Below are 12,515 nucleotides of genomic sequence, written 5' to 3'. Positions count from 1 at the left end.
CTCCAATATTGTGCGCGAACCGATTCGCACCATGCAAGGGTCGGTACGCGGTTGAGTAACCAAGAGGGGCATATGAGCGATATAGAAGAGCTACAGCGGCGGATTACCGCAGCAATAGATCAGGTCGCGTTCGGGCTGGATAAACTGGGGGCTGCATCTGCTGGCCCTGATGAGGAAACGCTGCGTCTGCTAGAGGACGAACGAACCGCCAACGCACAATTGCAAGAACGTGTGCGCAGCCTGCGCACCAAATCCGAAACCGAGCTGGCCGCCCTGCGCGCGCAGGTTGACGAAGGACAGGCGCGTATGGCGCAGCTGGATATCGAACTGCAACGTGTCCGCCGCGCCAATGCACAGCTGAATGATGCCTGCTCGGCCCTGCGCGAAGCCAACGCCGAAGGCGTGGGGGAACCCCATCTGATCAACAAGGCAATGCTGGCCGAGCTGGAAGCCCTGCGCGCTGCCCGCGCTGCCGATGTCGCCGAAGCTTCGGTGATCCTGTCCAGCCTTCAGCCGTTGGTAGATGCTGCCTCGGACAATAAGACCCCTCAGGAGGACGCATAATGCCAGAGGTAAAGATTTCGATTGGCGGTCGCCATTTTGATGTGGCCTGTCAGGAGGGCGAGGAAAGCTATCTGCACTCAGCCGCCAAAATGCTGGACGACGAAGCCCAAGTGCTGGCCGATGCGGTAGGGCGTATGCCCGAGGCGCGGATGTTGTTGATGGCGGGGCTGATGCTGGCGGATAAAACCGCAAGCGTTGAGGATAAGATCGTCGAAGTGCGCGCCGAGCTGGCCGAACGTGAGGCCGAGCTGGAAGGGCTGCGCAATGTGGTGGTCGAGCCAGAGCGCATCGAAGTGCCCGTTGTGCCGCAATCGGTTACCGACACATTGGCCGAAATTGCAGCCCGCGCAGAATCGCTTGCGGCTGAGGTCGACGAAAAGGTCGGCGGCTAATCAGCCCCCCGATAAAGTTCACTTAAAATGAAGAAAGCGCATCTTGATCCCAAGCTGCGCTTTCTCACTTTTGGAGGGCATTTTAACCCAAGGCTTAGCCGTTGGCTTCGCGTATCTTATCAGCAGCTTCTTTATCAAAGGTTACGCCGTTCTCGGCGAACAATGTATCCAGCTCACCTGACAGGGTCATCTCGGTGATGATATCGCAGCCGCCGATAAACTCACCCTTAACGTAAAGCTGGGGGATGGTGGGCCAATCAGAGAAATCCTTGATCCCCTGACGCAGGGTTTCATCGGCCAGAACGTTCACATCAGCATAATCGATGGCCATATAGTTCAACACGCCCGCCACGCGTGAGGAAAAACCGCATTGCGGCATTTCTTTTGTGCCCTTCATGAAAAGAACCACGTCATTCCCTGTGATGGTGTCTTTGATGGCTTGGTTTGCATCGCTCATTTGTCTTTGTCCTTGTTCGTGTCTTTGTGAAACGCGGCGTGATAGCGCGCGCTATAGGTTTCATTATCCGGTAGGGAAAGCCCCTCGGGGTCGATGATATCGTCTAGCTCCGAGCCTTTTTTCCCGAATAGGCGGGGCGATAGAATGGTAGAGCGCTCTAACCCTTGGTTCATGCGTTGGGCGCGGTGTACACCGCTCATGTCCAGCGCTTCGTAACCAAGGGGCGTTTTTTGCGCCGCTTCGCGCCGCCGCTCGGGTTGGCGTTGGCTAAGGGGCACATAGCTGCGATTGGCAGCGCGGTATTGCGCGGCGCTGATCACAACCACGGCCAAGACGACCACCCCCAAAAGCCAAAGCCACACGGGGCGGTTACTCCGGCACTTTGGTTGTTAGGGCCAGCGCGTGCAGATCCCCGTTTGATCCGTCCATCTTGCCCTTTAGGGCTGCGTATACGGCGCGCTGTTGCTGAACGCGGTTTTTGCCGCGAAAGCTTTCGTCGACAACCATAGCAGCCATATGCACGCCATCGTTGCCTTCGACCACAATCTGCGCATCGGGAAAACTGATCCGCAGAAGGTCTTCGATCTCACTGGCTTGCATGGGCATGGGCGGGCTTCCTTTTGGATTGGGGCTGTGTTTTTCTAGATGTAATAGTGCAGGGGCTTGCACGCAAGGGAACACAATCCCACCTTGCACAGAACAGCGGATTGTCAGACGGTGGGGGCTCTTTTGTTACGCCATGCCACAGAAATTTCCAAAAAGGCTTTTGAAGATGACAAACATATCAGGAGCACCCGAACAGGCCTTGGCCTGGATTTCGGGGGGCAAAAAAGCCGCAATTGCCACTGTGGTCGAAACATGGGGCTCTGCGCCGCGCCGCGTGGGGGCGCAGATGGTTGTCTCTGATGCCGCCGAGATGGAGGGCTCGGTTTCGGGTGGATGTGTTGAGGGGGCGGTCGTTGTTGAAGCATTGGAAGCCCTAGAAGACAATGAAACCAAATTGCTGGAATACGGTGTCAGCGATGGCGATGCCTTTGCCGTTGGGCTGGCCTGTGGCGGCACCATCCGAGTGCTGGTTGAACCCATCGGAGAGGGCGGTATGCCGCTGGCACTGCTAGAGCAGCTCGTCGCGGCGCGCCAAGCCCGTAAACCGATTGCCTATAGCGTCGCCTTGGATGGCACGGCCCATAGTCTGGTTACGCATGGCCATGAAGAGCGGTTTCGCAAGGACCGCTCGGGCATATTGGAAGACGAAAAGACCTTTGTTGCCATCCATAACCCGCCTTTGCGCTTGTGCGTTGTTGGCGCCGTTCACATCGCGCAGGCTTTGGTCCCGATGGCGCAGATTGCGGGGTTTGACCCTGTTGTGATCGACCCGCGCGAAGCTTTTGGCTCGGCCGCGCGCTTTCCTGAGGCGCGGGTGATTAATGATTGGCCCGATGCGGCGCTGAACGATTTGGGGCTGGATGCGCGCACGGCTCTTGTCCTGCTGACCCATGATCCAAAACTGGATGATCCTGCGCTTCTTGTCGGCCTGAATTCCGATGCGTATTACATTGGGGCGCTGGGCTCTAAACGCACCCATGCAGGGCGGGTTGAGCGGCTGAACGCCGCAGGGTTTGATCCCCATGCCATTGGGCGCATACGGGGGCCTGTGGGGCTGGATATCGGGGCCTCTGGCCCTGCCGAGATCGCGGTTTCTATTCTGGCTCAGATGATCGAAGCCCTGCGCACGCTATGAAGTTCGGATCGCGCCCTCTTACTCATGCGTTGGGCCATGTGCTGGCCCATTCCGTGGCTGTGGCGGGGGGGCGCCTGCGCAAGGGCCGCGTTTTGGACAGCGATGATATTGCAGCCCTCAGGGCGGCAGGCCTAACAGCGGTGACCGTTGCCAGCCTAGAGGCCACAGACCGTGGAGAGGATGAAGCGGCAGATGCGTTGGCAGATGCGCTGCTGGTGGGGCAAGAGGGGTTGAGCCGCAGTACCGCCTTTACCGGACGGGTAAACCTGATCGCGGATCACGCGGGCGTTGCAATGCTGGATGTCGAGGCGCTGCACCGCGTGAATGCCATAGACCCCATGATTACCGTCGCCACAGTGCCCCCCCATCACCAACTAAGGGCAGGGGATATGGTCGCCACGATCAAGATCATCTCTTATGCGGTGCCCGAGGAGAACCTGAACAAGGCGATCCAAGCGGCAAGGGGCGCGATTGGCATCGCAACGCCTAAACACCGCGCTGCAACCCTGATCATCACTGAGATATCCGGAGGGGCCAGCGACAAGGGCCGCGACGCCATAGAGGGGCGCCTGAACGCGCTGGGCGTAGAACTGGCCGCAGTGCCAAAGGTTCCCCATGAGAAAGAGGCATTGGCCAAAGCCGTCCAAGCGGCCGAGACCTCGCTTGTGTTAATCCTGACTGGATCGGCAACGTCGGACATTGATGATGTGGCATCTTCGGCGGTTGTTGACGCTGGGGGGGAAATCATCAGGTTCGGTATGCCCGTTGACCCGGGGAATCTCTTGTTTCTGGGGGCGGTTGGTAAACAATCTGTTATCGGCTTGCCGGGATGTGCGCGCTCACCTGCGCTGAATGGGGCGGATTGGGTGCTGTCGCGGGTGATTTGTGGGGTTAACGTTTCATCCGCTGATATTGCGGGCATGGGGGTTGGCGGGCTTTTGAAGGAAATCCCGACACGGCCACAGCCAAGGATGGCCCGCCGATAGGAAACGGATTCGGGTCCGTTTGGGCCTCGTCAAGAAAACTTTTTTGTTCTCAACCTGCATTTGCCATGCTTAACTCACCCTCAATGATAGAGAAATTGATTTTTTGGGAGGAAATGAATGGCACAAGTGAAAATGACCGTGAACGGCAAAGCCGCGTCCGGTGATGTAGAGGGGCGCACGCTGTTGGTTCAGTTTTTGCGCGAAGACCTAGGGATGACAGGCACGCATGTAGGCTGTGATACCAGCCAATGTGGCGCTTGCGTTGTGCATGTGGACGGCGTTGCGGTGAAATCCTGCACCATGCTGGCGGTAGAGGCCGACGGCGCCGAGGTTGCCACCATTGAAGGGCAGGCGGCTGCGGATGGGACGCTGAACACCATCCAACAAGCGTTTCAGGATCACCACGGCCTGCAATGCGGCTTTTGCACACCGGGGATGGTGATGTCAGCGGCGGCATTGTTGAAAGACAACCCAAAGCCCACCGAAGAAGACGTGCGCCACTACCTAGACGGCAACATCTGCCGCTGCACGGGGTACCATAACATCGTTAAGGCGATCATGGCGGCCTCTGGTCAGGATGTAAGCTCGATCGCGGCAGAATAACCGCAAGGGGACCAGCCCAACAGGAATGGCCCGATAGGCGGAATGTGAAGGGAGAGATCACAGGCCGCGCCAACTTCGGAGAATGCTCATTCCACCTTATGCCCGCACCAAAGGGCATCAGAAAAAGCCACATCCGTTTGCCAACAGGGCGGTTGTGTTCAAATTCATAGATAAAAGAGGCACGCCACTGTGTGTGCCGCCTTAGGGAGGAATTGAAATGCCAAAGGATAGTGGTATCGGCGCCAGCAGCAAACGGCGCGAAGACGTCCGGTTTTTGACCGGAGAAGGCAACTATACAGACGACATCAACGTAAACGGGCAGGCGCATGTGTATTTCCTGCGCTCGGATATTGCCCATGGCACGCTGAACAGCGTGGATACCTCAGCGGCTGAGGGCATGCCCGGTGTGGTCAGGATCTTTACAGGTGCTGATTTTGCTGAGGTCGGCTCGGTCCCCTGCGGTTGGCAGGTGACGGATAAACACGGCGAACCGATGCAAGAACCCCGCCACCCTGTGCTGGCCGAAGGTAAGGTGCGCCATGTGGGCGAACCCATCGCAGCTGTCGTTGCTGAAACTCTGGAAGAGGCCCGCGACGCCGCCGAAGCGATTGAGGTCGATATTTCCGAACTCCCCGCCGTTGTTGATATGAAAGACGCGGTAAAGGCTGATAGCGTAAAGGTGCACGACGATCTGACGTCGAACCTGTGCTATGACTGGGGCTTTGTTGAGGAAAACAAAGGCGCGGTGGATCAAGCCTTTGAAGAGGCCGCACATGTCACCACCCTAGAGCTGGTGAACAACCGCCTTGTCGCCAACCCGATGGAGCCTCGTGTGGCTGTGGGGGATTATGCCCGCGGTACAGGGGATCATACGCTATACACCACCTCCCAGAACCCCCATGTGATCCGCTTGCTGATGGGCGCATTTGTTTTGGGCATTCCAGAGCACAAGCTGCGCGTTGTGGCGCCAGATGTAGGTGGTGGTTTTGGCACGAAAATCTTCCACTATCAGGAAGAAGCCTTTGTCACCTTCGCCGCCAAAGCCTGTAACCGTGCGGTGAAATGGACCTCTTCGCGCTCCGAGGCGTTTATGTCGGATGCCCATGGGCGCGACCATGTAACCAAAATTCAGCTGGCGCTGGACAAAGACAACAACTTTACCGCGCTGCGCACAGATACCTATGCCAATATGGGCGCCTACCTTAGCACCTTTGCGCCTTCGGTGCCCACATGGCTGCATGGCACGCTGATGGCAGGGAACTATAAAACCCCGCTGATCTATGTGAACGTCAAGGCGGTGTTTACCAATACCGTACCCGTAGACGCCTATCGCGGCGCTGGGCGCCCCGAGGCGACATATCAGCTAGAGCGTTTGGTGGATAAAGCCGCGCATGAGCTGAAGGTTGACCCGATCAAGCTGCGCCGCCAGAACTTTGTCACTGAATTCCCGTATGCCACGCCAGTCGCCGTGGAATATGACACGGGCGATTACGTGGCGACGATGGACAAGCTCGAAGAGATGGCCGACATCGCAGGCTTTGAGGTGCGTCGCGCGGCGTCCGAGGCGGCAGGCAAACTGCGCGGCTTTGGCGTGAACTGCTATATCGAGGCCTGCGGCATCGCTCCTTCCAACCTTGTTGGGCAACTCGGCGCGCGCGCTGGGCTGTTTGAGAGCTGCACCGTGCGGGTGAATGCCACAGGTGGTCTGGTTGTGATGACAGGCAGCCACAGCCACGGGCAGGGGCATGAAACATCCTTTGCGCAGGTGGTTGCGGAAATGGTTGGCATCCCCGAAGAAATGGTCGAGATCGTGCATGGCGACACCGCCAATACGCCAATGGGCATGGGCACTTACGGGTCGCGCTCGCTTGCGGTTGGGGGATCGGCCATGGTGCGCGCCACCGAGAAAATCATCGCCAAGGCAACCAAAATCGCCAGCCACCTTTTGGAAGCATCAGAAGCGGATGTTGAGCTGAAAGACGGGGCGTTTACCGTTGCAGGCACGGATAAATCCGTTGCTTGGGGGGATGTGACACTGGCCGCCTATGTGCCGCATAACTATCCGCTCGAAGACATCGAACCGGGTTTGGAGGAAACGGCCTTTTACGATCCTGCCAACTTTACCTATCCCTCAGGGGCCTATGCCTGCGAGGTGGAACTGGATCCGGAAACGGGTCAGGTCACGATTGAACGCTTCTCGGCGGCGGATGATTTTGGCAATGTGGTGAACCCGATGATCGTGACAGGGCAGGTTCATGGAGGCCTTGCCCAAGGGATCGGTCAGGCATTGCTGGAAAACTGCGCCTATGACAGCGATGGCCAGTTGCTGAGCGCAAGCTATATGGATTACGCCATGCCGCGTGCGTCTGATTTGCCGTTCTATGCGGTGGATCATTCCTGCCAAACCCCCTGTACCCATAACCCGCTGGGGGTAAAGGGCTGTGGCGAGGCAGGGGCGATCGGCTCTCCTCCGGCTGTTGTGAACGCTGTACTGGACGCGATGCGCTCAGGTGGCAAAGACATCGGCCATATCGACATGCCTGTTACGCCGTCCCGCGTATGGGAAGCGATGAACAGCTGAGATTGACAAAGTCCGGTATCCGCCAAAGGGTATCGGATGTATTCTGAGATATAGAAAGGGTGCCGTGGTTCGCCCAGCACCTGAAAGGAAGACAAGATGTATAATTTTGATGTCGAAACACCCAGCACTGTCGCAGAAGCTGTCAGCGCGCTGTCACAAGACGAAGCGCAACCGCTAAGCGGCGGCCAAACGCTGATCCCGACGCTCAAGGCGCGGCTGGCGGCACCATCGGTTTTGGTGTCCTTGCATGGGATCGACGAGATGAAGGGCGTCTCAAAGGATGGTGCAACGCTAAAGGTTGGCGGCGCGACAACACACGCCACTGTGGCTGCCGAAGCTGCGGCCAGCTATCCCGCATTGGCCTCGCTGGCGGCGCGGATCGGTGACCCCGCCGTGCGCAATCGCGGCACAATCGGTGGCTCTGTAGCCAATAACGACCCGTCCGCCTGTTATCCCGCTGGGGTTCTGGCCTCAGGTGCAACGGTTGTCACCAATACCCGCGAAATCGCAGCCGACGACTATTTCCAAGGTATGTTCGAAACCGCATTGGAAGAAGGCGAAATCGTCACAGGGGTGAACTTTCCCATCCCAGAGGCGGCACATTACGAAAAGCACCTGCAACCCGCATCGCGTTTCCCGCTGGTTGCTGTGTTTGTCGCCAAATTCGCTGACGGCGTTCGCGTCGCGGTCACTGGCGCCTCGGAAAACGGGGTGTTCCGTTGGAGCGAAGCCGAAGCCGCCCTTAGCAGTAACTTTAGCGCCGATGCTGTGGCGGATCTGAAAGCAGATGGATCAGAGATGATCAGCGATTTGCACGGTTCGGGCACCTATCGCGCGCATCTGGTTGGCGTTATGACAAAGCGCGCAGTTGCGGCCATAACTGGCTAAGAAATATACGTTTTTCCAAAGATAGCCGCGTGTAACAACGCGGCTATTTTTATGTAAAGGACACGCGGTGCAGCGCCAGCACGGGCAAAAGGACGCTGCCTTACCGCAGCTTCCGAGAATAGACATTATTCAGATATGAGTTGCCATCGATGGTGAACTGGGTCTCGCCCAGCTGTTCAAAACCTTTGGACAGGTAAAATGCAATGGCTGGCGCGTTTTCTGCATTCGTCGCGAGCCAGACAGAGCTGACACCCAGCTGCGCCGCATATTCAAACGCCGCCTCCAGCAGCCGCGTACCGATTCCTTTGCCGTGATGGCGTGGCTGGATGTAAAAGGTGGATATTTCCAAGTCAGAGCAACCAGAGACAGGCGCGGCGCTGTTTGATGTCAGCCGAATGTAACCATCAATGCCCGTTTCATTGTCAGAGACCAGAATGAATTCTTTCGGATCAGCAATCAGGGCGGCAATCTTTGATGGGGTGAATGCGTCTAAAACGAAATCCGCAAAGTGCGGGCTAACGCCTTCCTTTAGATAGGTGCCGACCCAAACCTCGATCGAGAGGGCCGCAAGGCTGGAGGCATCTGTTGTATCTGCTTTTCTAAATGTCATCACGGTTTCTAACATGGATTAGCGCGCTTGTTGAAGGTGAAGGGCTGGCCCGAAGGGGCGGCACCCCTCAAACAAAAAACGCCCCGGCCGATGGGGCGCGGGGCGTTTCAAATCTCTGGCGGGTGCCGTTGGTTTACTTGCTCGGAAGCGGTCCGATCAGCATGACCATCTGGCGGCCTTCCATCTTTGGAAAGTTTTCGACCTTGCCGTGCTCTTTGGTGTCTTCTGCAACACGTTCCAGCAGCTCACGACCCAAGTTCTGGTGCGCCATTTCACGGCCACGGAAACGTAGGGTGATCTTTACCTTGTCGCCGTTCTCGAGGAACTTATAGACGTTGCGCATTTTCACGTCGTAATCATTGGTGTCAGTGTTCGGGCGGAACTTGACCTCTTTGATCTCGATGATCTTTTGCTTTTTGCGCGCTTCGGCTTCGCGTTTTTGCGTCTCATATTTGAACTTGCCGAAATCCATGATCTTACAAACAGGGGGATTCGCGTTCGGCGAGATTTCTACAAGATCAAGTCCTGCTTCATCGGCCATATCCATAGCGCGGGCAGGGGTGACAACACCCACGTTTTCGCCATCGGCGCCGATCAGGCGGATTTCATTGGAACGGATGTTTTCATTGACGCGCGGGCCGGTGTCACGTTGCGGCGGTGCGTTATGGGGTCTACGAGCGATGGTGGTTGTCCTTTGATGGTTGAATTACCAGTTTCGCAAGGTAAACAGCCATGGGCCGTCCTTCAAGGCGAAAATCATGCAAGCTTGCTCAATAACTGCATGTTTTCCCCTTGAACATGCTGGTTTTGGGGGGCATTTGAGCGCCAATGACCGGTGCGGTGGCCTTCTGCCATGCGGTACCGCGAAAAAAGGGGAAGTACTTATGAAGAATCTGGTTTGGATTGTTGTTGCAGCTATTATCGGTGTGGGCGGTTATGCGCTTTACTCTGGGCGCAGCGTTCAGGAAATCGCAGCAGATGTTACTGAAACAGCAACATCCGCAGCAGGTAACGCCGTTGATGCGGTTGCAGACACAGCCGAAGGTGCGGTTGATGCCGCAACAGAAGCAGCATCTGACGCCGTTGAAGCAGCGACAGACACAGCAGCTGCCGCAGCGGACGCAGTAGCCGACACAGCCGAAGCTGCAACAGAAGCAGCATCTGACGCCGTTGAAGCAGCGACAGACACAGCAGCCGCCGCAGCGGATGCCGTAGCTGACACAGCCGAAGCTGCAACAGAAGCAGCATCTGACGCCGTTGAAGCAGCAACAGACACAGCAGCCGCCGCAGCTGATGCAGTAGCCGACACAGCCGAAGCCGCAACAGAAGCCGCATCCGATGCCGTTGACGCAGCAACAGACACAGCCGCTGCCGCAGCGGACGCAGTAGCTGACACAGCCGAAGCCGCAACAGAAGCCGCAACAGAAGCCGCATCTGACGCCGTTGACGCAGCGACAGACACAGCAGCCGCAGCAGCGGACGCCGCGACAGACACAGCAGCAGCCGCAGCTGATGCAGTCGCCGACACAGCCGAAGCCGCAACAGAAGCAGCATCTGACGCCGTTGACGCAGCAACAGACACAGCAGCTGCCGCAGCGGATGCAGCAACAGACGCAGCAGCCGCGACAACAGAAGCCGCAACAGACGTTGCAACTGAAGCCGCCGAAGCAGCGACAGACACAGCAGCAGAAGCTGTTGAAGCAGCGACAGACACAGCAGCAGAAGCTGTTGAAGCCGCAACAGATACAGCGACAGAAGCAGCCGAAGCCGCAACTGACGCCGTGACAGAAACAGCGACAGACGTTGCAACCGAAGGCGCAGGCAGCATCATGTCCGAGCTGCTGACCGTTGACGGTTTCAACCTCGATAAAGTGACTGAAATGCTGGATGGTTCCGAATTGGGCGCAGTACAAAAAACTGTACTGACCAAAGGTCTGGAAGCCGCCAAGGACAACCCAGAATTGCTGCAAACAGCGCTGGATAAAGTCCGCGAAGCACTTGGCTTGTAAGCCAATAGGCATAGCCTAGCGAAAGCCGCTCCCAGCATGGGGGCGGCTTTTTTTATGGGCGGTTGGGAAAGGTGAGGTTGCTGGATTGGCCTAAGATCTTGCGAAAGCTCCAGAGGATCACAACCGCGCTCAGCACCAGCCACAGCCCGCCCCACATTACTGTTGCGCCGCCAAACTCATGGGCCAGCATATGCGCATCAGAAGGCAGGCTGGACCGCGCGATGGTATCATCGAAAATGTCATAGGGCACATAGATCAGGCTGCTCAGCCCGATAACCCGCAGAATCATGTCATTGGCCGCATGCCCCAAAAACCGCGCCGCGCCCAACAGGATCAGCCCCGTTGCGATGCAAAACAATGCAGCAAACAGATCGCGGATATAAAGCGCCGTCACCAATAGCATCACCGCCCCGAGAAGCGCGGTAACCCCACGGTCCAACGCGCTGCGCAGGGCAAGCATGAGCAACCCCGCCCCGATGAGAAGCGACCCCAGATACCCCGCCGTTAGGATGGCAAAGCGATTGCCCCCTCGGGTGATCGCAAACCCGCCTTGTTGGGGCGAGAGCGATATCTGCTCGACCGATCCACCGGTGAGCCATGCCGCCATGGCGTGAGATAGCTCGTGAAAGAAAACGACAAGGATTTTCAGCGGCACAACAACGGGCGTCTGCCAAAGCGCAAAGACCGCCGCGATCAGGGCCAGTAACTGCCAGTGTGATTTTAGATATGTCATACCCTGATCACGCATGGGGCGGCAGCGAATGTCAATTCACTGCCGCCCCGAATGCTTTGGACGAAAATGTTCCGCGCGGCGTTAGCCTACAAAGGCTTTCTCGACCACATAGTGTTTAGGGTCGGAATTCGCGCCTTCTTCCAGACCAAACCCTTCGAGGATTTCCTTGATGTCCACGTTCAACCCCATCGAGCCACAAACCATCGCGCGGTCCGTATCTACCGAAATACCATCAATCCCGAGATCGCGGAAAACCGTGCCATCCGACAGCAAGGTCGTGATGCGGCCCATTTTGGGGCTCTCTTCGCGGGTGGTGGTGGGGTAATAGCGGATTTTGGCGAGATGCTCGGCGCCGATGAGTTCCTGCATCAACTCGTCACTTTGCAAATCTTCGATCAGCTTGCGCGAATATTCCAGCTCGGCAACATCGCGGCAGGTGTGGGTGATGATGACCTCGTCGAATTTTTCATAGGTCTCAGGATCGCGCAGAAGGCTGGCGAAAGGGGCAAATCCCGTACCCGTCGAGAAGAACCAGATGCGTTTGCCCGGCAACAAGGCGTCATGCACCAGTGTGCCCACAGGTTTGGGGCGCAAGATGATCTCGTCACCTTCTTTGATGTGTTGCAAGCGCGAGGTCAGCGGGCCGTCTTGAACCTTGATCGAGTAAAATTCCAGCTCTTCGTCCCACGAAGGTGAGGCAATGGAATAGGCGCGCAGCAGCGGCTTTTGCTTGCCTGTCTCAGGGTGGGGTTCACCCATCAGGCCAATCATCACAAACTCGCCCGAGCGGAACCGCAACGAGGCAGGGCGCGTCACGCGGAATGAAAACAATCTGTCTGTCCAGTGGGTTACCTTGGTAACGGTCTGTGCATCAGGCAGGGTGGGGACGGCTTTTGCTGTTTGTGTAGTCACGGGAGATTGCTCTGTCATGATTTATCCGCAGAGCGCGAG

At 57.2% G+C, this 12,515-nt stretch carries 15 protein-coding genes; 8 read left to right on the top strand and 7 right to left on the bottom strand.

The features are described from left to right. Positions 1–72 precede the first annotated feature (72 nt). Positions 73–564: a hypothetical protein gene (locus tag Z948_RS0101400; protein WP_025057788.1), complete on the top strand. Its 492-nt coding sequence runs from the start codon at positions 73–75 to the stop codon at positions 562–564. Continuing rightward, a complete protein-coding gene (locus Z948_RS0101395) occupies positions 564–956 on the top strand; it encodes a cell division protein ZapA (RefSeq protein ID WP_025057787.1) in 393 nt (130 codons plus the stop codon). Before Z948_RS0101400 ends, Z948_RS0101395 begins: the two co-directional genes overlap by 1 nt. 94 nt (positions 957–1,050) lie before the next feature. On the opposite strand, the gene grxD is transcribed toward Z948_RS0101395, so the two are convergent. Genes grxD through Z948_RS0101380 form a run of 3 tightly spaced genes read right to left on the bottom strand, consistent with a single transcriptional unit; the run spans position 1,051 to position 2,019 of the window. After that, positions 1,051–1,413, bottom strand: coding sequence for a Grx4 family monothiol glutaredoxin (gene grxD, locus Z948_RS0101390; protein ID WP_025057786.1), 363 nt, complete (start codon positions 1,411–1,413; stop codon positions 1,051–1,053). Beyond that, entirely contained in the window at positions 1,410–1,775 is a 366-nt protein-coding gene (locus Z948_RS0101385; RefSeq protein ID WP_052033088.1) for a hypothetical protein, read from the bottom strand. The genes grxD and Z948_RS0101385 overlap by 4 nt, the downstream gene beginning before the upstream one ends. 7 nt (positions 1,776–1,782) lie before the next feature. After that, positions 1,783–2,019: a BolA/IbaG family iron-sulfur metabolism protein gene (locus Z948_RS0101380; RefSeq protein ID WP_025057784.1), complete on the bottom strand. Its 237-nt coding sequence runs from the start codon at positions 2,017–2,019 to the stop codon at positions 1,783–1,785. Between the two features lie 166 nt (positions 2,020–2,185). Between Z948_RS0101380 and Z948_RS0101375 the strand changes: the two genes are divergently transcribed. The 5 genes from Z948_RS0101375 to Z948_RS0101355 all read left to right on the top strand — a co-directional run bounded on the left by Z948_RS0101375 (position 2,186) and on the right by Z948_RS0101355 (position 8,212). Beyond that, on the top strand, positions 2,186–3,154 hold the full coding sequence (locus tag Z948_RS0101375) for an XdhC family protein (RefSeq protein WP_025057783.1): 969 nt from the start codon (positions 2,186–2,188) through the stop codon (positions 3,152–3,154). After that, entirely contained in the window at positions 3,151–4,140 is a 990-nt protein-coding gene (locus tag Z948_RS0101370) for a molybdopterin-binding protein (protein WP_025057782.1), read from the top strand. The genes Z948_RS0101375 and Z948_RS0101370 overlap by 4 nt, the downstream gene beginning before the upstream one ends. 117 nt (positions 4,141–4,257) lie before the next feature. Continuing rightward, positions 4,258–4,743 carry a (2Fe-2S)-binding protein gene (locus Z948_RS0101365; protein ID WP_025057781.1) on the top strand — a complete coding sequence of 162 codons (486 nt, stop codon included), beginning with the start codon at positions 4,258–4,260 and terminating at the stop codon, positions 4,741–4,743. A 217-nt stretch (positions 4,744–4,960) separates the two neighbouring features. After that, entirely contained in the window at positions 4,961–7,324 is a 2,364-nt protein-coding gene (locus tag Z948_RS0101360; protein ID WP_025057780.1) for a xanthine dehydrogenase family protein molybdopterin-binding subunit, read from the top strand. A gap of 96 nt (positions 7,325–7,420) precedes the next feature. Continuing rightward, positions 7,421–8,212 (top strand): FAD binding domain-containing protein, encoded by a 792-nt coding sequence (locus Z948_RS0101355; RefSeq protein WP_025057779.1) that lies wholly within the window; start codon positions 7,421–7,423, stop codon positions 8,210–8,212. 100 nt (positions 8,213–8,312) lie between these two features. Here Z948_RS0101355 and Z948_RS0101350 read toward each other — a convergent pair whose 3' ends face one another. Both Z948_RS0101350 and infC read right to left on the bottom strand, forming a co-directional pair. Next, complete coding sequence (locus tag Z948_RS0101350) at positions 8,313–8,822, bottom strand: GNAT family N-acetyltransferase (RefSeq protein ID WP_025057778.1); 510 nt, start codon at positions 8,820–8,822, stop codon at positions 8,313–8,315. Positions 8,823–8,955: 133 nt separating this feature from the next. After that, positions 8,956–9,504, bottom strand: a complete 549-nt coding sequence (gene infC, locus Z948_RS17750; protein ID WP_037951739.1) for a translation initiation factor IF-3 — start codon at positions 9,502–9,504, stop codon at positions 8,956–8,958. Between the two features lie 202 nt (positions 9,505–9,706). Between infC and Z948_RS17745 the strand changes: the two genes are divergently transcribed. Further along, entirely contained in the window at positions 9,707–10,831 is a 1,125-nt protein-coding gene (locus Z948_RS17745; protein ID WP_037951742.1) for a hypothetical protein, read from the top strand. 52 nt (positions 10,832–10,883) lie between these two features. Here Z948_RS17745 and Z948_RS0101330 read toward each other — a convergent pair whose 3' ends face one another. Both Z948_RS0101330 and Z948_RS0101325 read right to left on the bottom strand, forming a co-directional pair. After that, entirely contained in the window at positions 10,884–11,564 is a 681-nt protein-coding gene (locus Z948_RS0101330; protein WP_025057776.1) for a M50 family metallopeptidase, read from the bottom strand. Between the two features lie 81 nt (positions 11,565–11,645). Then, on the bottom strand, positions 11,646–12,494 hold the full coding sequence (locus Z948_RS0101325) for a ferredoxin--NADP reductase (protein ID WP_025057775.1): 849 nt from the start codon (positions 12,492–12,494) through the stop codon (positions 11,646–11,648). Positions 12,495–12,515 lie beyond the last annotated feature (21 nt).

The organism is Sulfitobacter donghicola DSW-25 = KCTC 12864 = JCM 14565 (assembly GCF_000622405.1).
Classification (GTDB): Bacteria; Pseudomonadota; Alphaproteobacteria; order Rhodobacterales; family Rhodobacteraceae; genus Sulfitobacter; species Sulfitobacter donghicola.
The sequence above is the reverse complement of the archived record's forward strand: the minus strand, read 5'-3'. Positions and strand labels throughout refer to the sequence as shown.

Excerpts from the sequence above, each read along its gene's own strand:
- Z948_RS0101350 (WP_025057778.1), bottom strand. The coding sequence starts at position 8,822 with ATGACATTTAGAAAAGCAGATACAACAGATGCCTCCAGCCTTGCGGCC.
- Z948_RS0101330 (WP_025057776.1), bottom strand. The coding sequence starts at position 11,564 with ATGACATATCTAAAATCACACTGGCAGTTACTGGCCCTGATCGCGGCG.
- Z948_RS0101370 (WP_025057782.1), top strand. The coding sequence starts at position 3,151 with ATGAAGTTCGGATCGCGCCCTCTTACTCATGCGTTGGGCCATGTGCTG.
- Z948_RS0101365 (WP_025057781.1), top strand. The coding sequence starts at position 4,258 with ATGGCACAAGTGAAAATGACCGTGAACGGCAAAGCCGCGTCCGGTGAT.
- Z948_RS0101375 (WP_025057783.1), top strand. The coding sequence starts at position 2,186 with ATGACAAACATATCAGGAGCACCCGAACAGGCCTTGGCCTGGATTTCG.
- grxD (WP_025057786.1), bottom strand. The coding sequence starts at position 1,413 with ATGAGCGATGCAAACCAAGCCATCAAAGACACCATCACAGGGAATGAC.
- Z948_RS17745 (WP_037951742.1), top strand. The coding sequence starts at position 9,707 with ATGAAGAATCTGGTTTGGATTGTTGTTGCAGCTATTATCGGTGTGGGC.
- Z948_RS0101360 (WP_025057780.1), top strand. The coding sequence starts at position 4,961 with ATGCCAAAGGATAGTGGTATCGGCGCCAGCAGCAAACGGCGCGAAGAC.
- Z948_RS0101395 (WP_025057787.1), top strand. The coding sequence starts at position 564 with ATGCCAGAGGTAAAGATTTCGATTGGCGGTCGCCATTTTGATGTGGCC.
- Z948_RS0101355 (WP_025057779.1), top strand. The coding sequence starts at position 7,421 with ATGTATAATTTTGATGTCGAAACACCCAGCACTGTCGCAGAAGCTGTC.
- Z948_RS0101380 (WP_025057784.1), bottom strand. The coding sequence starts at position 2,019 with ATGCCCATGCAAGCCAGTGAGATCGAAGACCTTCTGCGGATCAGTTTT.
- Z948_RS0101325 (WP_025057775.1), bottom strand. The coding sequence starts at position 12,494 with ATGACAGAGCAATCTCCCGTGACTACACAAACAGCAAAAGCCGTCCCC.
- Z948_RS0101400 (WP_025057788.1), top strand. The coding sequence starts at position 73 with ATGAGCGATATAGAAGAGCTACAGCGGCGGATTACCGCAGCAATAGAT.